We start from the raw sequence: 16956 nt of genomic DNA on the forward strand, positions 1-16956 counted from the left end.
TATAATGGAGGGGTTCTGTGACAAAAGCGTTTCCACAAAAAATACATATCATTGGGTCCGTTGGCAGTGGGAAAACGACATTGGCGAGGAAGTTATCTAAAACCTTGCAGATTCCTTATTATGAGCTTGATAATGTGGCATGGATGCGAAAGGAATCAGGGGATATTCTAAGAACAGATGAAGAAAAAAAGGAGCACTTACAAACCATTCTCCAAACGAACAGTTGGATTATAGAGGAGATCCATCAGGAGGAGTGGGTTGTTGATAGCTTCCAGCAAGCTGATTGCATTATCTTTCTCGATACGCCTTATAAAATTCGAGTCTTTCGTATAATAAAAAGATTTATAAAACAAAAAATGGGCTTCGAAAAAGCTCACTATCAACCTACTTTTTCGATCTTTTTTAAAATGTTTCGTTGGAATAAACGCTTTGAAAGGGTAGGAAAGCCTAAATTCTTTATACAGCAACATGCTGTATTGGCTAAACTTTTAATGATTCAGCGCAAAAAGGATTTAGATTCCTATTTTCGACAATTCTAAAGCGTATCCCGATGTCAGGATACGCTTGTTCTTAGGCATTTTTCTTTGTCCGTGTAGTCCGTTTTCTTGTAGCGGGCTTTTTTGTTTTTTCTAAAGAGGCCTGTAGAGCTGTCATTAAATCCGTGACATTTTCAGGAATTGGACGTTGTTTATCGCTTGTAGATATCGTATTTGTAGCTTTCTTTTCTTCAATTAGTTCTAATAAAGCATTGCGGTAATCATCTGTATATTTTTCAGGGTTGAATGTAGTTGTTAGCTGTTCCACTAACATGAGGGCTGTATCGAGCTCCTTTTGTACTACATCCTGTTCACTTGGAATATTAGGGACATCGCCAATGCTTCTTACCTCATCTGGATAGTGAATTGTTTCCATCACAAGGGCATTTTGATAAACACGCACAATGGCAAGCTGCTCTTTAGAGCGGATAACGATTTTGGCAATGCCAATTTTCCCTGATTGTTCTAATGTTTTTCGTAACAATGAATAGGCTTTGGCTCCCGTCGAATCGGGTGATAAAAAATAGGTGCGTTCAAAATAGATTGGATCGATTTCAGTTAATTGCACAAAATCAATAATTTCCACAGCCTTATCTTCATTTTCCTTACGCAAGTTTTCTAAATCCTCTTGATCCAACACAACAAATTTATTTTTGGCATATTCATAAGCCTTCACGATATCCTCATCTGTTACCTCTTGGTTACAGCCCTCACAAACCTTTTTATAGCTAATCGGCGTATGGCAGTCTTTGTGAAGCTGACGCAATTTGACATCTTTATTTTCAGTTGCAGCATGTAGTTTCACAGGAATATTAACAAGTCCAAAGGAAATACTGCCTTTCCACACTGTATGCATTGTTGTCACCTCGTTTTTCTTACTATGATGTATTTTGAGGTTTTTTATGTATCTTAAAATGAAATCTTCAAACACTGAATATAAAAAGCAAAGTAGGTATAGCGGAATGAAACCAATGCTTTTATCCGAAACAAACGATATTCCTAGTGGAGATGAATGGCTATTTGAAACGAAATATGATGGTTTTCGCTGCTTATTAGTTTGGGATGAGGAGCCGAAGCTCATTAGCAGAAATGGACGACATTTAAATCACTTGTTTCCCGAAATTTTAGCTTTTTGTCAGCAAATATATACATCCATCCAAACCTTTTTACCCCTAACCTTGGATGGGGAGTTAGTTTATTTACGCAATCATTATAAAAGTGATTTTGCCGTTGTTCAGAAGAGGGGGAGAATGCAAAATCAAGACGTGATTCAGGAACATGCTCATTCATGTCCTTTTCACTATCTAGCATTTGATGTTTTAACCCTTAAAGGAGAATCTCTCCAAAACCACTATTTAAAAACGCGTAAGGAGCAATTGGGCAAGCTTGCGACGAAGTTCAAATGGCCAAGCGTAAACTATGAGAATCCAACGCCTATCCAAGTCATACATGGTAGTGAGGAGCATGAGAGCTTATGGCAGTCCATCAAACTTTACAATGGGGAAGGCATTGTTGCTAAGAAGAAAACAAGTAAATGGCTTGAAAACATACGATCAAATCACTGGTTAAAGATAAAAAATTGGCGTTATGTCACAGTCATTGTCACACAATATGACCATAGCAATAGTTATTTTCATGGTGCAGTTTTTGAGGACAATCAATTACGAGAGGTCGTTACGTTTAAGCATGGTATGACAGAGGAAGAGCATCAAACACTTGTCAAATTCTTTCAGACTAATGGACTGCGTAAAAAGGAGCTATGGGCACTTGAGCCTTCTATTTGTGTTGATATTGCCTGTATTGATTTTGATGGTAGTAAGCTTCGGGAACCTAGATTTCATGCCTTTCGATTAGAGATATCACCTAAGGAATGTCATTGGCTGCACATGCAACGTCAACTGTATCCTATCCCTGATTCAGTTGCTATCACACATCCAGACAAGCCTGTATGGCCGAATATGGGTATTACAAAGGATCAATACTTGTTCTATTTGCAAAATATTTCGCCCTATTTAATGCCTTTTCTAAAGGATCGTCCTCTAACGCTAATACGCTATCCACATGGTGTTCCAGGCGAAAGTTTTTATCAAAAAAGTAAACCAGAAAAAATGCCTAATTTTGTGGCAACAGCTGTGATGGATGATATTGATTATATCGTGTGTAATAACTTGGAAACGTTATTGTGGCTTGGAAATCAGCTGGCATTAGAGCTCCACATTCCATTTCAAACACATCATTCTTCGTACCCGACAGAAATCGTTTTCGACTTAGATCCTCCCTCAGTACAAGATTTTTCATTAGCCGTTTCAGGAGCACTTGATTTAAAGAACATTATTGATTATTTTCAGCTCCAATCCTTTGTCAAAACATCAGGTGGAAAAGGTTTACAGCTGTATATTCCTTTACCCGCAAATACATTTACTTATGAAGAGGTACGTATATTTACAGAGTTTGTTTGTCGCTTTTTATGTGAGCAAAAGCCAAATCTATATACAATTGAGCGTTTAAAAAAGAATCGTCATGAAAAATTATATTTAGATTATGTACAACATGCAGAGGGCAAGACTATCATTGCCCCGTATTCCACTCGTGGCAATGAAATGGGTTTAGTAGCAACACCGCTTCTATGGGAGGAGGTCAATGAAAACCTAACGCCAACACTTTTTACGATTCCCTTTGTCATGGAGCGCATGAAAAAAATGAGCAATCCCTTTCAATTATTTCGTGAAGTAGGGGAGCAACAAAATTTTCAAGCAGTTCTAGATCAATTAAAGGAATGAGGACACTTATGGAGATAGGGAAAGCTTGGACAGGCATAAGCGCAGTGCGATGTAAAGCGAGCGGTTCACCTGAAAAAAGAGTGCCCTCCGATGTAAAAGGGTAGGTTTTACAAAAAGCTTGCATTGACCAGTACTATAAACGCTTCTAAAAAAGAGGTGTCCCCAATGTCATTGGGAACACCTCTTATTGCCGTTAAAGTGGAATCTGCGCATTTGCTTTTTCGAGATAATCCAGTATGCCCATTGCGGACACAATGGTATCGAATGGGATGGTTTGATAGACAGGATGATCGGACGGAATGCCGTTTTCCTGTAGATAGTTAAATAAAAGTTCCTTTAAGCGAGCATCTAAGTAGTGAACTTGTTCTTGGAACTGGCTGGATGCTGCTTGCGCTTTTCTACCTTCTTCTAAAAAGAGCGGTGTCCAATAGCGCACCTGACGATAGGCTTCAGCTGGATTTTTATAAGCCCCATAGTGACCGAAGTATAATTCACTTGCTTGTAGCTTTTCGTACAATTTTAAGGATTGTTCCATTGTTTCAGGGTTGTATTGATTTGGAGAGGTGGACGGAATGATTAAATCAATTGCTTCCTCATCCATTTCGGGATAGCGAACACCTGTTGTATCTCCTACAAACAAGCCATTTGTTGCGGAATAAAGCATTGAAACATGATGCTTAGCATGCCCCTCAGTATGATAAAACGTTAAATGATGTTGACCTAATTGTAATAGCTGTTCGTGTTGGACTTCAATAATTCTTGTAGCGTCAATGGGCACAATTGGATCAAAAAGGCGGTCAAATTCAGCGCCATAAACCCCTTTAGCACTGCGGATAAGACGACTTGGATCAATCATGTGGGCTGCGCCTCGTGGATGAACCACTAATTTAGCATTGGGACAGCTTTGCAAAAATAACCCTGCTCCGCCTGCATGGTCTAAATGAATATGTGTCACGATGACATAGTCTATATCCTCTACGGCAATATTTAATTTCTGTAACCCTTCCATAATATAAGGTACGGATGGACTGGCCGAAGTTTCGATGAGAGCAATCTTTTCATCGATTAATAGATAGGAGCTTGTTCGCTGCTCTCGACCTAAATCATGTGTATCGATACAGTAGAAATTTGGTGCGATTTGTTGGACGCTAGTCAATTCAATTTCCCCCTTTTTTTCAAAAATAAGCTAATTATGCTTATAAATGCAATATTTAGCTACAAAAAGTAGTTGTTATACTATATAATAATAGAAAATTAAACTGAATGTCTATTCATTTTTTTAGGGGGATAGTAATGGAGCATAAAATTCGTTATGATACACGAAAAGTTCATCGTGTAAATTTGGCTATTATCTCAATTTTGGCCATTCTAATATGTGGACCTATGATTCTATCAAAGGGCATCCATTTTTTATTTATTGGGTTAGCTGTCATTGCTTTGGCGGTATGTAATTATTTTTTACCTATAAAAACGTATGTCAAAGGCTTTATTTTTGGTCTCATTCCATCAAGTGTTGTGTTTACCTTATTTTTGCTTGATAGCTTCTCATTAAATAAACATTATATTTTACTGTGCACAGTGGCCATTATTGCCCTGTATTTTAAAAAAGAATTGATTGTTTTCTTTGGGATTCTAACCAATTTTAGTTTTTTCATTTTATATATGGTCAACTCATCATCATTGTTAGGACCATTTGATGACACCATTGTCTTTGTGACACTTCTGGCAATTATGAATGGGGTCATTATTGCTTTTTATTTGCTGGCAAAATGGGGAAATGAATTGATTCAACATGCAGAAATCCAGCAAAATGAAGTGCAAGCATCCTTCAATCAACTACAAAATACATTTCAGGAAATCGAAAAGAGCAGTCAGGCATTGGACAAACATGTCACGCAATTCCAACAAACAATGCAAAGGATTTCTGGCTCTAGTAAGCAAATTTTAGTAGCGACAGAGGATATTTCTGCAAGTATTCAGCAGGAGGCATCTAGTTTACAAATGATTCATGGCACAATGGGTGACTCGGTTCATTTTGTCAATAAAACATTGACGATTTCGAAGGATACGGTCGCTAAATCTACTGATCTACAACAAGAAGTATTAGCAGGGTGGGATAAAATGCAGGATGCAATGACTCAAATGAGCGTCATGAGTCATGCGATGGGCTCAACTGCGGAAACTGTCAACGAGCTGCAACACAGCCTGCAAACAGTGGATAGTCTATTAAAGGGGATTACCCATATTGCAGAACAGACTAATTTATTGGCCTTAAATGCGGCGATAGAAGCAGCTAGAGCGGGAGAACATGGAAAAGGATTTGCTATTGTAGCAGATGAAGTGCGTAAGCTAGCAGAGGAAAGCGCTGCAATTACTGTCAGCATTACCAATGTCACAAAAACCTTGTTTGAAAAATCGACAGAGGCTCATCAGCGCTCTGATGACGGTGAAAAGGCACTCCAGCATGGAGAACAGCTTTTACAGGATGTCAGTCATTTCTTTAATAGTTTAAAGGATTCTTTTACGGAAACGAATACAGATTTAACAAGAGGGATGCATGAATTAAGCAGTGCCATCTCACAATTCGAGGTAATCCAAAAGCAAATTGAAAAACTGAATCACATGACCGAGCAAAATGCGGCTTCTACTGGTGCTATTCTACATTCAGTGGAGGACGAAAATCAGCTTCTAGTAAGCATGACGGATACAACAAATCATATTCAGGCTTTAAGTAACACGTTAAAGGCATTAGTGATGGCAAAGGTATAATAGAACCATTGATATTGAAATAAATGGTAGGGTAAAATAAGAGAAGGATTAACCTTCCTAGATGGAGGGTATAGAGATAGTATTCATCTACATTGTTTTATCCATATCTGGTTGTGGTGATTGTTTTTGAGTTTGTATGAGCCTCAGCACAATAACTTAAATATGCATTTGTAGTGGGGTATGCTATGGTGATTGTCACCATTTATATATTAGCTGTAGATACATTCAGACTATAAATATGTTGTATGACTTGAAAAGGAGGAGGGATTCCATGAACATTCGTAGTGTACAGAGTTCAGATTACTATACTTTATCTCCATTGATTAATGAGTGGTGGGGTGGTAGGAATATGTCAGACAAGCTGCCTAAATTATTTTTTGATCACTTTACAAATACAAGTCTTATTATGGAGAAGGATGGCGAAATAATCGGTTTCCTCATTGGCTTTTTATCGCAGTCCAAAACAAATGAAGCGTTCATCCATTTTGTTGGGGTCCATCCTGATTACAGAAAACAGAATATTGCAAAAAGATTATATGATGTATTCTTTCATGTGGTGAAGCAATACCATCGAAATATTGTGAAATGTGTCACGTCGCCTATTAATGAAGTATCCATCGCCTTCCATACGAATCTGGGTTTTAGAATGGAAAAAGGTGACAAAGTGTTAGATAATATGTCCATTCATAGTAATTATGGTGGTGAAAATCAAGATCGTGTGTTGTTTTATAAAATTCTACCGTAATTTACTTTCGATAGTTGGCATATAGTCCCGAATAAGGGGGCTATACATGTTTATTAAAAGGTTATTTACGTTATGGTTTCTACTTTTAAGCATTGTTTGTGGTGCATTTTTCTTTTTGGCAAATGCACCTATTCAATATGCTGAAAAAACCAATGTTTCTATGCCACAGCCTAGTAATGATGAATTATTGCGTTATATTCAGCAATATCAATTTTTAATTAGTGAGATTTCCTATACATTGCGCAAAGAATCCTATAGCTTTCTATTAGATTATGGAATTTTACCTAATGGAAAAATAGAGCTCCTTGTGTCATTACCCGACAAGGTCGATCACAAGACAAAGCAACATATAGAAGAAACAATGCTGGACGTTATCAAAGCTAATGAATTAAACCCCATCTCTTTTCAAATAACGTTAAAACAACTCTATGAGCCAGTAGAAGCGATCTCAACTCGGCTAAGTTATAATGATGTCATGGCCAATCTATTTGAGGCGATGGTTGCAGAAAATTTTGGCACTTTCAGCATTGACCATAGTATGACGTCTGAGGAAATTCAAGTAAGAATTAATTTAACACAAGAGAAAAATCACAAGGCTAAAAAGAAGGCTCAACAGTTAGCGGAAGATACGATAAAGCAGCATCAATTTGATGTAGAAGCCTTTTCTATTGATGTTCAAAATACGATGAAAACTTTAGATTAAAAAATAATTCAGATTAGATGAAGAGGGGAATACATACTCTACATGTGACAAACTCTGTATCTTTTTCCTTTATAGGTGTGTGTCAAGGTATGATGGTCATTTTCAAAGAAGTGCAGTGTAAGGGTTTTGATTTCTAAAAACGGAGCGGACCATTATGGTGATGCTCTTTTTTTATTAATAATCTCAATAACCATGGGGGTAAAAAGAAATGAATAAAACACAACATAAAATAGCAATCATTACGGGTGCAAGCCACCCTCAAGATATTGGAACAGCTATTTGTAGAAGATTGGCTATGGATGGTGTTAATGTTTTTTTCACACACTGGCATGCTGATCGTAAGTGGATAGGAGAATTCAAACAGGAAATTTTGAGTAAGGGTGTTTCATGTGAAGAATTGTCGATTGATTTATCAGATTCCCAAGCTCCAAAAACGATACTCCAAACGGTTTTCGAAAAACTAGGTGTACCTTCCATTTTAGTGAATAATGCTGCCCATTCAGCACAAGATGGTTATCTAGCATTAGATGCTCAAACATTAGACGAGCATTACGCGGTGAATATAAGGTCAACCCTACTACTTTGTGTGGAATTTGCACGTCTTTTTGAAAAAGCTAATTTAAACTCAGGGAGAATTATTAATATGACTTCTGGTCAAGATTTAGGTCCTATGATGGGAGAGCTAGCCTATGTGGCAACGAAAGGGGCAATTTCAGCCTTTACTAGATCATTAGCACAGGAGCTAGCACCGCTGGGCATTACCGTCAATGCTGTCAATCCAGGGCCAACAGATTCTACATGGATGAATGATGAGATTAGAAGTTATCTGTTACCCAAATTTCCAATGGGGCGGATTGGGACACCAGTGGATGTGGCCAAGGTGATTAGCTTTCTTGCTAGCGAGGAGGCTACATGGATAACTGGTCAAATAATCCACTCAGAGGGCGGATTTTTACGAGGATAATTGATTAAAAGCCTTGCTACAGTTGTGGCGAGGCTTTTCTACGTGCTTATATGTACGTAAAAAGGGTCACTCCCGAAATTGGAAATGACCAAGGTTTGTTAGGTGTGTTCGTTGGAGGAAAAAATCTTAAAGAACAGATACACTACTATTTTATTCGGTTAGTATAATAATTTCTAGGCTTTAAACCAGTGACAGCGTATCTTCCTAAGGGCTTTATTTTTTCCCCACATCAACACTTTTATAGTCCTCCTACTTATGTATAGCAAGGCAAAAAGGTTGCTGTAGACCCACTCGATGTTGGGTTGTTATGATGATGATGTACGTAAGTGGGAGGTAAGTGAATTGGAAGCAGAAAGATATAATAATCTTAAATTAGGTGAACGTGGTGCCATTATCAGTATTATTGCTTATATAATTTTATCCATCATAAAAGTTGGCATTGGTTACTTGAGTGGTTCAGAAGCTTTAAAAGCGGATGGTTTGAATAATACGACAGATATTATTGCCTCTATTGCAGTACTTATTGGACTAAAGCTTTCACAAAAACCAGCAGATCATGATCATCGCTATGGTCATTGGAAAAGTGAAACCATTGCATCAATGGTCGCTTCATTTATTATGATGGCCGTTGGTATTCAAGTATTGGTCGGTGGGTTTTCTTCCATTTTTCAAGGTGGAAAAGAATCGCCGGATATGGTCGCAGCCTATGTAGGGATAGGATCAGCATTGGTGATGTATTTAGTCTATCGTTACAACAAACAATTGGCTAAAAAAATCAATAGTAAAGCCGTTATGGCTGCAGCTAAAGATAATTTGTCAGACGCTTGGGTAAGTATTGGAACCGCTGTAGGAATTTTAGGGTCACAACTACATATGCCTTGGTTAGATACGGGTACTGCGATTGTCGTAGGTTTCATCATTTGTAAAACAGCTTGGGAGATTTTCAAGGAAGCCTCTCATGAACTATCGGATGGATTTGATGAGAAAATTCTTCAAACATACAAAGAGATTATTTTAAAAATAGATGGCGTTAAAGGATTGAAAGAAATCAGAGGAAGAAATTATGGGAATAATGAGGTAATTGATGTCGTTATACTTGTAGATGCAAAGTTAGATATCACGAAAGCGCATGATGTTGCTTCGGTTGTTGAAAAAAATATGGTGGAAGAGCAAGGGGTTTATGAAGTGCATGTCCATGTAGAGCCTAAGGATGCAAAGGGCAAATAAGTCCTAAAATGTAATATTCAGCTTCAAAAAATATACGGATTAATGAGGGGAAGGAATGTCGCTATTGAAATACAAAAACAATTGCCTCTAGCTACTTAATGCGGTGAAATGACTAATTTTAACCTTTAAAAATGGTTGTACGTGCAGGTTTTAGCCTTCATTGATAAAAAAATTCACTTTTCACTGGACTAATACGATTTTTTATCATATACTGTATGTAATAGAATCTTTCTTAAAGAAATAATAAATTCACATATTACAAAGAGTAATCGTGTTTTGTTAGTTACTTTTTGTAATATGTGAATTTTTTTCTTTGGAAGTAGTATGATTTTATTTAATAACATTATTGGAGGTCATTTAAATGACACAAGGTACAGTAAAATGGTTTAACGCAGAAAAAGGTTTTGGTTTCATCGAAGTAGAAGGCGGACAAGACGTATTCGCTCACTTCTCAGCTATCCAAGGTGAAGGTTTCAAATCACTTGAAGAAGGTCAAAAAGTTGAATTCACAGTTGAAGAAGGTCAACGTGGACCACAAGCTGCTAACATCGTTAAACTTTAATTTTTAAATGAAGAAAAACATTCTTAAATAGAGTGGTTTCAGTAGACAAAGTCGATTTTTTCGACTTTGTCTTTATTTTTTTCTCATTACATTTCAAATCAAAATACATTTGTTCCTTGCCTATTCTCGATGAAAGAAGTGAGGATATGAGGTTTTACCAAGAAGAATGTACGAGGGAGTTTGTTCAGTATGATCTGTTTACAAATCAAAACTACCTAAAATCATAAAATCTACAATCACGCCACTTACTGGATTTTCCGATCCTAATACATTAATTCCCAATACTGTCACACCACTAATATTTGTAATATTAGCAGAGACATATTTCCCACTAATATTCTTCTCTCTCATTTGAACCCTCGGTCTTAAGTTTATCGTTGGATTTGTCGAGTATACACTTGCCACTGCATAGTCAATAGTAGATAAGAGAGGATTGCCATTCGCTAATGCATTGTCTGTAAAATATAATGTGGCTATTCCATTTGCATCAGAGGTAGCTTGTCCATAAACAATGCGCTTTACTTTTTTGGGATTTGCATCTCCTGCTTTAAACACCTGCATGACTGTTGGGGCAAGTGTAATAAAATCAATGCTCATAGGCATTCTCCTTTGTTATTTTTAGCCCAAATTATGCTTGATATATTTTATGAACTGTTTGTTAGATTAGTACACTAAGCAACAAACTTCCTACATACATTCTTCTATGCAACAAAGTAAGTAGTAAAAAAGGGTCACCAGGGTGTAAGACGACCCTTTGATCATAGCATGAATATTTGAGGATAATAGAAGGTAATTATTAATGATATAAGAAAGTAGCACCAGCAATAATTAAAAGAATAAAGAGGACAACAATTAGAGCGAATGATAAATTATCATGCTTGCCATAGTTTGAACCGTATACTTCATATCCCATATGAAAGTCCCTCCTTTCGAAAATCTAGAATATGTAAAGTATAGAAAGCTTCAGGCCAAATAATCTCCTTTAAAACGAGGTTTATATAAATGAATAAATATTTAAGGGTCACTCGGCTGAAAGTGACCCTAAGTAACAATTCGGGAGGTACATGTTAAACTAGATTAGCTTAACACTACTATTTATATGAAAAGTTAACTCATTGTGCATAGTTTATTGCCTTTAAAATAAAAATAAGACTATGACAACGCCACAGCCTATGAAAGTTTGTGCGATACACTTATTAATAGTTTGTGTAAATATAGGGATTTATACATTCAAAAAGCCGCAGCGTCGACAAACGCTACAGCTAAAAGTATTTTAGTTATTCATATCCTTCAGGCCAGGACTGTGTTCATTTGGCATCTCTGGCATAACAGGTACGGGGAATCCTTCTGGTGGAGGGGTCACATTTAATTCTCCACCATTTCTACTTGGAGTTTGTCCTTGAAAGATTTCCCCGATACGAGTTGGATCTAATCTAAAGTTAAATTGAGCATTGTGATAACCCATTTCAACAAACTTTCTACACTCTGGGTATTTGTTGATATCGTAGTTCGGTACAGGGAATAATTTTCCCCAATCTACCCCTAAAGTTTCTAATGCTTTGGCAAATGCATTTTGATGAGCATTGTCACGAACAATTAGAAAAGCAAGTGTTTCTCTAAATGTCTGATTAGAGCTCATCTCATATATACGTGTCTTTTGAAGTACACCCGTTGACTCCAATACTAAATTATCCAATAAATCTGCAATAAGGTTTCCATGTGCATAAACCCACGAACCATTCCAGGGATTACCTGCTGCATCTACAGGCAAAGATGATTGTGCACCCACAATATAATGGTGTGGATTGGCATGTTTAACTGCCTCATCTAAAGGTGCTTGGTCCATGCCGTTATTTCCAGGAGCAGAGGATTCCCCAGAATCATTTAGTAATTGGTTGATTGTATTTTGTACAAGTTCAACGTGTGCAATTTCTTCTAAGAAAACACCCCGTAATAAATCACGATATTGGGTTTCTTTGCCTCTAAAATTAGAGCTTTGAAAAAAGTACTGCATCATGGTTCTCATTTCACCATAATGACCACCAAGTATTTCTTGCATTACTCGTGCTGCTTGAGGATCTGGTTTGTCAGGTTTAATAATGTTTATCAATTCTTCTTTATAATAATACATTTACTTTCCTCAATTCAGGGGAATAGTCTTTATTTTTCAGGATAATTAACATGTAATGGTGGTGGTACAAGCCAGCCTTTATTTTTGTTTAAACGTAAAAGCTTTGCACCAAGTTGAGCTTTAGCCATATGGAATTGCCCAAACATTAATGCGATATCTTCACGAGTAGAAGTACCCATTGCCTGACTACATGCAACTAATCCAGCTGCTAGGTCAGCACTTAGAGCAGCGCTTATTTCTGGATCATTAAACTTTGCACCTGGAGGAATATCTTCCAGTCTTGCTACAGGTCTTTCAGGTGATGCAGGAGGTAGTGCGATCCCGTTTGTTTTTAGAATTTTTTCTAATTGCTTTACTTCTTCCCTGCATGTTTCGATGATATCTTCAATAATTTTTTTAAGATCTTCATCACCAGCATGATTATAAAACGTTTGATAGCCAGAAATCATGCCATAGTCTGCAATTAAACCCGACCAAACACTAAATACCTCACCATAATGCAACGGTTCATCTTTTGGATTTCCACCAAGAATACCCATCTGTACACATCCTTTTCTTATTTTTCGCCATTAAAGCCATGTTAGTATGGCTGAAAAAATAAGTAAAATTCACTTTTAATAAAATTTTTAATGTAAAAATTAAAAGAAGCCACAGAGAAAGAAATCTCTGCAGCTCTTTAAGTAGTGAGACACTACGCACTTATAGAATGGATGTTTTTTGTTTAGTTATACGTTTAATGTAGCTTTGAAAAAGTGAAAAGTATAGATTTTCTTAAGAAAGGCCACTTTAAAGCATATTGGAGGTGAGTGTTTTGACAAAAGAAAAGCAAAAGAATGAAGTAGAGCAAGAAGAAATAGCAATGGAATTTAATCCTGAAGAATTAGAAGCAGTAAAAGAGGAACAAGAGCAACAGAAAGAACAGCCCTTCAATAAAAAAGAAAAGAAGTAAGAAGGTAAGTATGCCATCATCAATGGTTGTGGCATTTTCATATAGTTAATGCTTGAACCTCCAATGACTTAATTGAAAGAAGATGATTTAAAATGGACAAGAATTTGAATTACGGGGAAGATTATAAATTTATCCCAGCAACTTCTGTTGGAAGCGGTGTAGGTATAGACATATTACCTGATTTATATCAATACACGATTCAAATTGTAAATATTGTACTTTATGGTGAACCGCAGATGAAAGATTTTGTGCTAATAGATGCGGGGATGCCCAAAAGTGCGGATGAGATCATTTCAGTTGTTGAAGAACGTTATGGTTCTAAGTCTCGACCGAAGGCAATCATACTGACTCACGGTCATTTTGATCATGTCGGAGGAATCATAGAATTAATAGAGCGGTGGGGTGTTCCTGTCTATGCGCATACATTGGAAATACCCTTTTTATCTGGAAAACAAAATTATCCCGAGCCTGATCCAACGGTAAATAACGGCTTGGTTGCTAAAATGTCACCTATTTTTCCAAATGAAGCTATAAATTTAGGTGGTAACCTCAAAGTTTTACCTTCTGATGGTAGTGTTCCATTTATGGCAGGTTTCCGATGGATTCATACGCCAGGCCATTCACCAGGGCATATATCTTTATTCCGTGAGAAGGATAAGGTGCTTATTGCTGGAGATGCATTTGTTACGGTCAAACAAGAATCTCTTTATAAGGTGATTACGCAGACAAAAGAAATCAGTGGTCCCCCTCAATATTTTACAACAGATTGGCTGGCTGCTCGAGCATCTATCGAAAAATTAGCAATACTAAAACCTTCAGTTGCCATCACAGGGCATGGATTACCAATGAAGGGCGAAGAGCTGACAAGCAACCTAAAAAAACTTGTCGATGATTTTGAACAAATCGCACTACCCAAGCAGGGGAAATATTTAAATTAATCATGTAAGGAAAAAACAAAGAAAAAGCCGCAGCGTCGTCACACGCTACAGCCATTGTCTTGCCAATTTAGTCAGATGATTCATTATATCATAAATTATCAGATTGCAACTGTAGAATGAACATATTTGAATGACAAGACACAATGAATGGCAAGTTGTTAATAGGGGCCTGTTTTGATAATAGCTATCAAAACAGGCTCCTTCTTTGTATTTGAATGTCATAGATCTTTTCATGGTATAAAATTTCCTTTTTAAAAAAAGTGGTTGAACAAATTTTTTATTTGTGTATATAATGTTTATATAGTATATATACAATATAATAAATTTGTGGGGGAAATTGTTTAAGTGATAGGCACTGAAAAAGCGGATGAAAGTAATCTGTTAAAACGATGGATCATCACTATTGGTATATTTTTAATTGTTCAATTGATCTTTATCGCGGTCGATGGCACTGCTCTTGAGCCGAACATGAACGATAGTAATAATTTAGTTGCCAGAATGGGAAGATGGATTTTGGATTCGAGGCTTTTCACCGAATGGATAACACCTTATTCCTTTCCTTTTTTTAATATGTTCATCACAATCCATGTTATTGCTATACTGATTGCAGCACTAGGGAATATTATTTCAACGATATTCTCAAAAAAATAAAGAAGAGGGATTGGCATGCAAATAATTATTTCGAACAGTTCAAAGGAGCCAATTTATGAACAAATTACGAATCAAATTAAATCACTTATTTTAGCAGGTGAACTACAGGAGGGCACAGCAATACCCTCCATGCGTAACCTCGCAAAGGATTTACAAATTAGTGTAATAACGACAAAACGGGCTTATGAAGAATTGGAGAAGGCGGGCTTTATCTATTCCATTGTTGGCAAAGGATCTTTTGTAGCAGAGCAAAATTTGGAGGTTATACGGGAAAAGAAGCTGAAGGTTATTGAGGAACAGCTAAGTGCGGTCATTGCGAATAGCAGAGAAATAGGCCTGTCTCTTGATGAACTAAAGGAATTATTGAAGATTTTATACGAGGAGTGAAAGGTATGGAAAATGTAGTCGAATTAAAGAATGTCACAAAGAGGTTCAAAGGCTTTTCCGTAAATCATATAAATTTACAGGTAAAGCGAGGCTTTGTAACGGGTTTCATTGGAGCAAATGGAGCTGGTAAGTCTACAACGATAAAAACGATGATGAATCTATTAAGGCCAGATGCTGGAGAAGTAAAGCTTTTCGGATTAGACTACAAGACGCATGAGAAGGAGATTAAGCAGCGCATTGGGTTTGTATACGATGGCAATATATTTTTTGAAGGGTTGAACTTAAAAGATATAAAACGTATAGTTGCACCTGCTTACAAACGCTGGGACGATACAATATTTTATCAATACGTAGAACAATTCGAATTACCACTTAACAAAGCAATAAAAACATTTTCTAAAGGGATGCAAATGAAGGCTTCATTAGCAATAGCCCTTTCACATCATGCAGAGCTAATCATTATGGATGAGCCGACAGCAGGATTAGATCCCATTTTTAGACGGGAGCTGTTAGATCTATTACAGGAATTAATGGTTGATGGCAATCGCACTATTTTCTTTTCTACGCACATTACAACTGATTTAGATCGTATCGCAGATTACATAGCTTTTATACAGAAAGGGGAATTAGTATTTAATCAATCTATACACGATGTAGCTGAAAACTATGCACTCGTTAAAGGTGAGTTGAATCTACTTGATAGAGACACTGAAAAAGCATTTGTCCATGTTCATCGTGCATCCACAGGATTTGAAGCATTAACGGATAATATTAAAGCAGCGAAAAATATTTTTGGAGACACAGTTATTATTGAACGTGCCTCTCTGGAAGATATCATGTATTACTTTAAAGGAGGCATCCATCATGCTTAATTTAATTAAACGCGATGTCATACTACAGAAAAGGCAGCTATTGCTTTTTATTCCTTTTATCTTAGTTTTTATTTTGTTGGGGGCACCGCCCGTTTTAATTTTTCTGGTCGCCAGTATTTTTATTCCCTTTAACACGTATGCATACGATGAAAAAGTTGAGACGAACATATTATTAAACTCCTTGCCATACACACGTACAGAAATTATCGCATCCCGCTATCTTGGAGCGATTGTCTATATGATTTTATCCATAGGTGTTACAAGTCTAGCGCTTCTAGCTTTCAATAAACATTTTACGGTATCTGACATTGCCATTGGTAGTGGCTTATTCTTACTATTTGCTGCGCTTACCTTCCCATTATTTCAGATATTTAAACAGGGTTATATTACAACGGTTATACTTATTAGCTTTATCCTCTTAACTTGGATTTCAAGACCGATTGCATTGTATATGAATGAACACTTAACAACAATTATTGATTTTGTAGATAATACATCCGTTACGGTTTTATATACAGGGGCGACGTTTTTTATTATGCTAATCTATATTATTTCTTGGGGAATTACACATATTATTTACCAACGAAAAGCCTTCTGATTGTGTGCTTTTGTTTACTTCTAGAAGATTACTCAAGGAAAGTGGACAATTTTAGAATGGTGCCCACTTGATAAAATATCATTTGGAACTAAATTTAAGATGGATTTAAATGTCTTTATGCAAAAATGAATGAAGTAAAAAGGT

Annotated in this window: 20 protein-coding genes; 14 read left to right on the plus strand and 6 right to left on the minus strand. The window is 36.7% G+C overall.

The features are described from left to right. Window positions 1–17: 17 nt before the first annotated feature. Window positions 18–539: an AAA family ATPase gene (locus AAJG31_RS00945; RefSeq protein WP_279495196.1), complete on the plus strand. Its 522-nt coding sequence runs from the start codon at window positions 18–20 to the stop codon at window positions 537–539. A gap of 31 nt (window positions 540–570) precedes the next feature. On the opposite strand, the gene AAJG31_RS00950 is transcribed toward AAJG31_RS00945, so the two are convergent. Further along, a complete protein-coding gene (locus tag AAJG31_RS00950; RefSeq protein ID WP_004225181.1) occupies window positions 571–1392 on the minus strand; it encodes a Ku protein in 822 nt (273 codons plus the stop codon). A 106-nt stretch (window positions 1393–1498) separates the two neighbouring features. Between AAJG31_RS00950 and AAJG31_RS00955 the strand changes: the two genes are divergently transcribed. Next, complete coding sequence (locus AAJG31_RS00955) at window positions 1499–3316, plus strand: DNA ligase D (protein WP_279495195.1); 1818 nt, start codon at window positions 1499–1501, stop codon at window positions 3314–3316. 193 nt (window positions 3317–3509) lie between these two features. Here the strand turns inward: AAJG31_RS00955 and AAJG31_RS00960 are convergent, their stop codons facing one another. After that, window positions 3510–4472: an MBL fold metallo-hydrolase gene (locus tag AAJG31_RS00960; RefSeq protein WP_048392607.1), complete on the minus strand. Its 963-nt coding sequence runs from the start codon at window positions 4470–4472 to the stop codon at window positions 3510–3512. 137 nt (window positions 4473–4609) lie between these two features. On the opposite strand from AAJG31_RS00960, the gene AAJG31_RS00965 reads away from it, so the two are divergent. From AAJG31_RS00965 to AAJG31_RS00990, 6 genes are all read left to right on the plus strand, one after another. After that, window positions 4610–6085 carry a methyl-accepting chemotaxis protein gene (locus AAJG31_RS00965; protein WP_066037302.1) on the plus strand — a complete coding sequence of 492 codons (1476 nt, stop codon included), beginning with the start codon at window positions 4610–4612 and terminating at the stop codon, window positions 6083–6085. Window positions 6086–6356: 271 nt separating this feature from the next. Continuing rightward, window positions 6357–6830, plus strand: a complete 474-nt coding sequence (locus AAJG31_RS00970) for a GNAT family N-acetyltransferase (RefSeq protein WP_103118249.1) — start codon at window positions 6357–6359, stop codon at window positions 6828–6830. A gap of 46 nt (window positions 6831–6876) precedes the next feature. Further along, window positions 6877–7533, plus strand: coding sequence for a hypothetical protein (locus tag AAJG31_RS00975; RefSeq protein WP_279495194.1), 657 nt, complete (start codon window positions 6877–6879; stop codon window positions 7531–7533). Window positions 7534–7741: 208 nt separating this feature from the next. Next, window positions 7742–8497, plus strand: a complete 756-nt coding sequence (locus tag AAJG31_RS00980) for an SDR family oxidoreductase (RefSeq protein ID WP_112118529.1) — start codon at window positions 7742–7744, stop codon at window positions 8495–8497. 342 nt (window positions 8498–8839) lie between these two features. Then, window positions 8840–9724, plus strand: a complete 885-nt coding sequence (locus AAJG31_RS00985; RefSeq protein ID WP_103118246.1) for a cation diffusion facilitator family transporter — start codon at window positions 8840–8842, stop codon at window positions 9722–9724. Window positions 9725–10085: 361 nt separating this feature from the next. After that, window positions 10086–10286 carry a cold-shock protein gene (locus tag AAJG31_RS00990; RefSeq protein ID WP_004225195.1) on the plus strand — a complete coding sequence of 67 codons (201 nt, stop codon included), beginning with the start codon at window positions 10086–10088 and terminating at the stop codon, window positions 10284–10286. Window positions 10287–10484: 198 nt separating this feature from the next. Here the strand turns inward: AAJG31_RS00990 and AAJG31_RS00995 are convergent, their stop codons facing one another. The 4 genes from AAJG31_RS00995 to AAJG31_RS01010 all read right to left on the minus strand — a co-directional run bounded on the left by AAJG31_RS00995 (window position 10485) and on the right by AAJG31_RS01010 (window position 12956). Next, complete coding sequence (locus AAJG31_RS00995; RefSeq protein ID WP_048392620.1) at window positions 10485–10883, minus strand: hypothetical protein; 399 nt, start codon at window positions 10881–10883, stop codon at window positions 10485–10487. Between the two features lie 199 nt (window positions 10884–11082). Further along, window positions 11083–11199 carry a YjcZ family sporulation protein gene (locus tag AAJG31_RS01000; protein WP_004225198.1) on the minus strand — a complete coding sequence of 39 codons (117 nt, stop codon included), beginning with the start codon at window positions 11197–11199 and terminating at the stop codon, window positions 11083–11085. 360 nt (window positions 11200–11559) lie between these two features. Beyond that, on the minus strand, window positions 11560–12417 hold the full coding sequence (locus AAJG31_RS01005; RefSeq protein WP_048392622.1) for a manganese catalase family protein: 858 nt from the start codon (window positions 12415–12417) through the stop codon (window positions 11560–11562). Between the two features lie 29 nt (window positions 12418–12446). Beyond that, a complete protein-coding gene (locus tag AAJG31_RS01010) occupies window positions 12447–12956 on the minus strand; it encodes a DUF3231 family protein (RefSeq protein WP_048392625.1) in 510 nt (169 codons plus the stop codon). A gap of 272 nt (window positions 12957–13228) precedes the next feature. On the opposite strand from AAJG31_RS01010, the gene AAJG31_RS01015 reads away from it, so the two are divergent. From AAJG31_RS01015 to AAJG31_RS01040, 6 genes are all read left to right on the plus strand, one after another. After that, a complete protein-coding gene (locus AAJG31_RS01015; RefSeq protein WP_155483390.1) occupies window positions 13229–13366 on the plus strand; it encodes a hypothetical protein in 138 nt (45 codons plus the stop codon). Window positions 13367–13458: 92 nt separating this feature from the next. After that, window positions 13459–14304, plus strand: coding sequence for an MBL fold metallo-hydrolase (locus AAJG31_RS01020; protein ID WP_279495193.1), 846 nt, complete (start codon window positions 13459–13461; stop codon window positions 14302–14304). 345 nt (window positions 14305–14649) lie between these two features. Next, the gene (locus tag AAJG31_RS01025; RefSeq protein ID WP_048392629.1) at window positions 14650–14955 is read left to right on the plus strand and encodes a YfzA family protein; all 306 of its coding nucleotides are present in this window, start codon (window positions 14650–14652) and stop codon (window positions 14953–14955) included. 15 nt (window positions 14956–14970) lie between these two features. Further along, the gene (locus AAJG31_RS01030) at window positions 14971–15342 is read left to right on the plus strand and encodes a GntR family transcriptional regulator (RefSeq protein ID WP_004225203.1); all 372 of its coding nucleotides are present in this window, start codon (window positions 14971–14973) and stop codon (window positions 15340–15342) included. Between the two features lie 5 nt (window positions 15343–15347). Further along, window positions 15348–16214 carry an ABC transporter ATP-binding protein gene (locus AAJG31_RS01035; protein WP_048392631.1) on the plus strand — a complete coding sequence of 289 codons (867 nt, stop codon included), beginning with the start codon at window positions 15348–15350 and terminating at the stop codon, window positions 16212–16214. Then, window positions 16207–16812: an ABC-2 transporter permease gene (locus AAJG31_RS01040; RefSeq protein ID WP_054550271.1), complete on the plus strand. Its 606-nt coding sequence runs from the start codon at window positions 16207–16209 to the stop codon at window positions 16810–16812. The genes AAJG31_RS01035 and AAJG31_RS01040 overlap by 8 nt, the downstream gene beginning before the upstream one ends. Window positions 16813–16956 lie beyond the last annotated feature (144 nt).

This window comes from Lysinibacillus sp. BS3 (genome assembly GCF_039614735.1).
In the GTDB taxonomy this organism is placed as follows: Bacteria; Bacillota; Bacilli; order Bacillales_A; family Planococcaceae; genus Lysinibacillus; species Lysinibacillus capsici.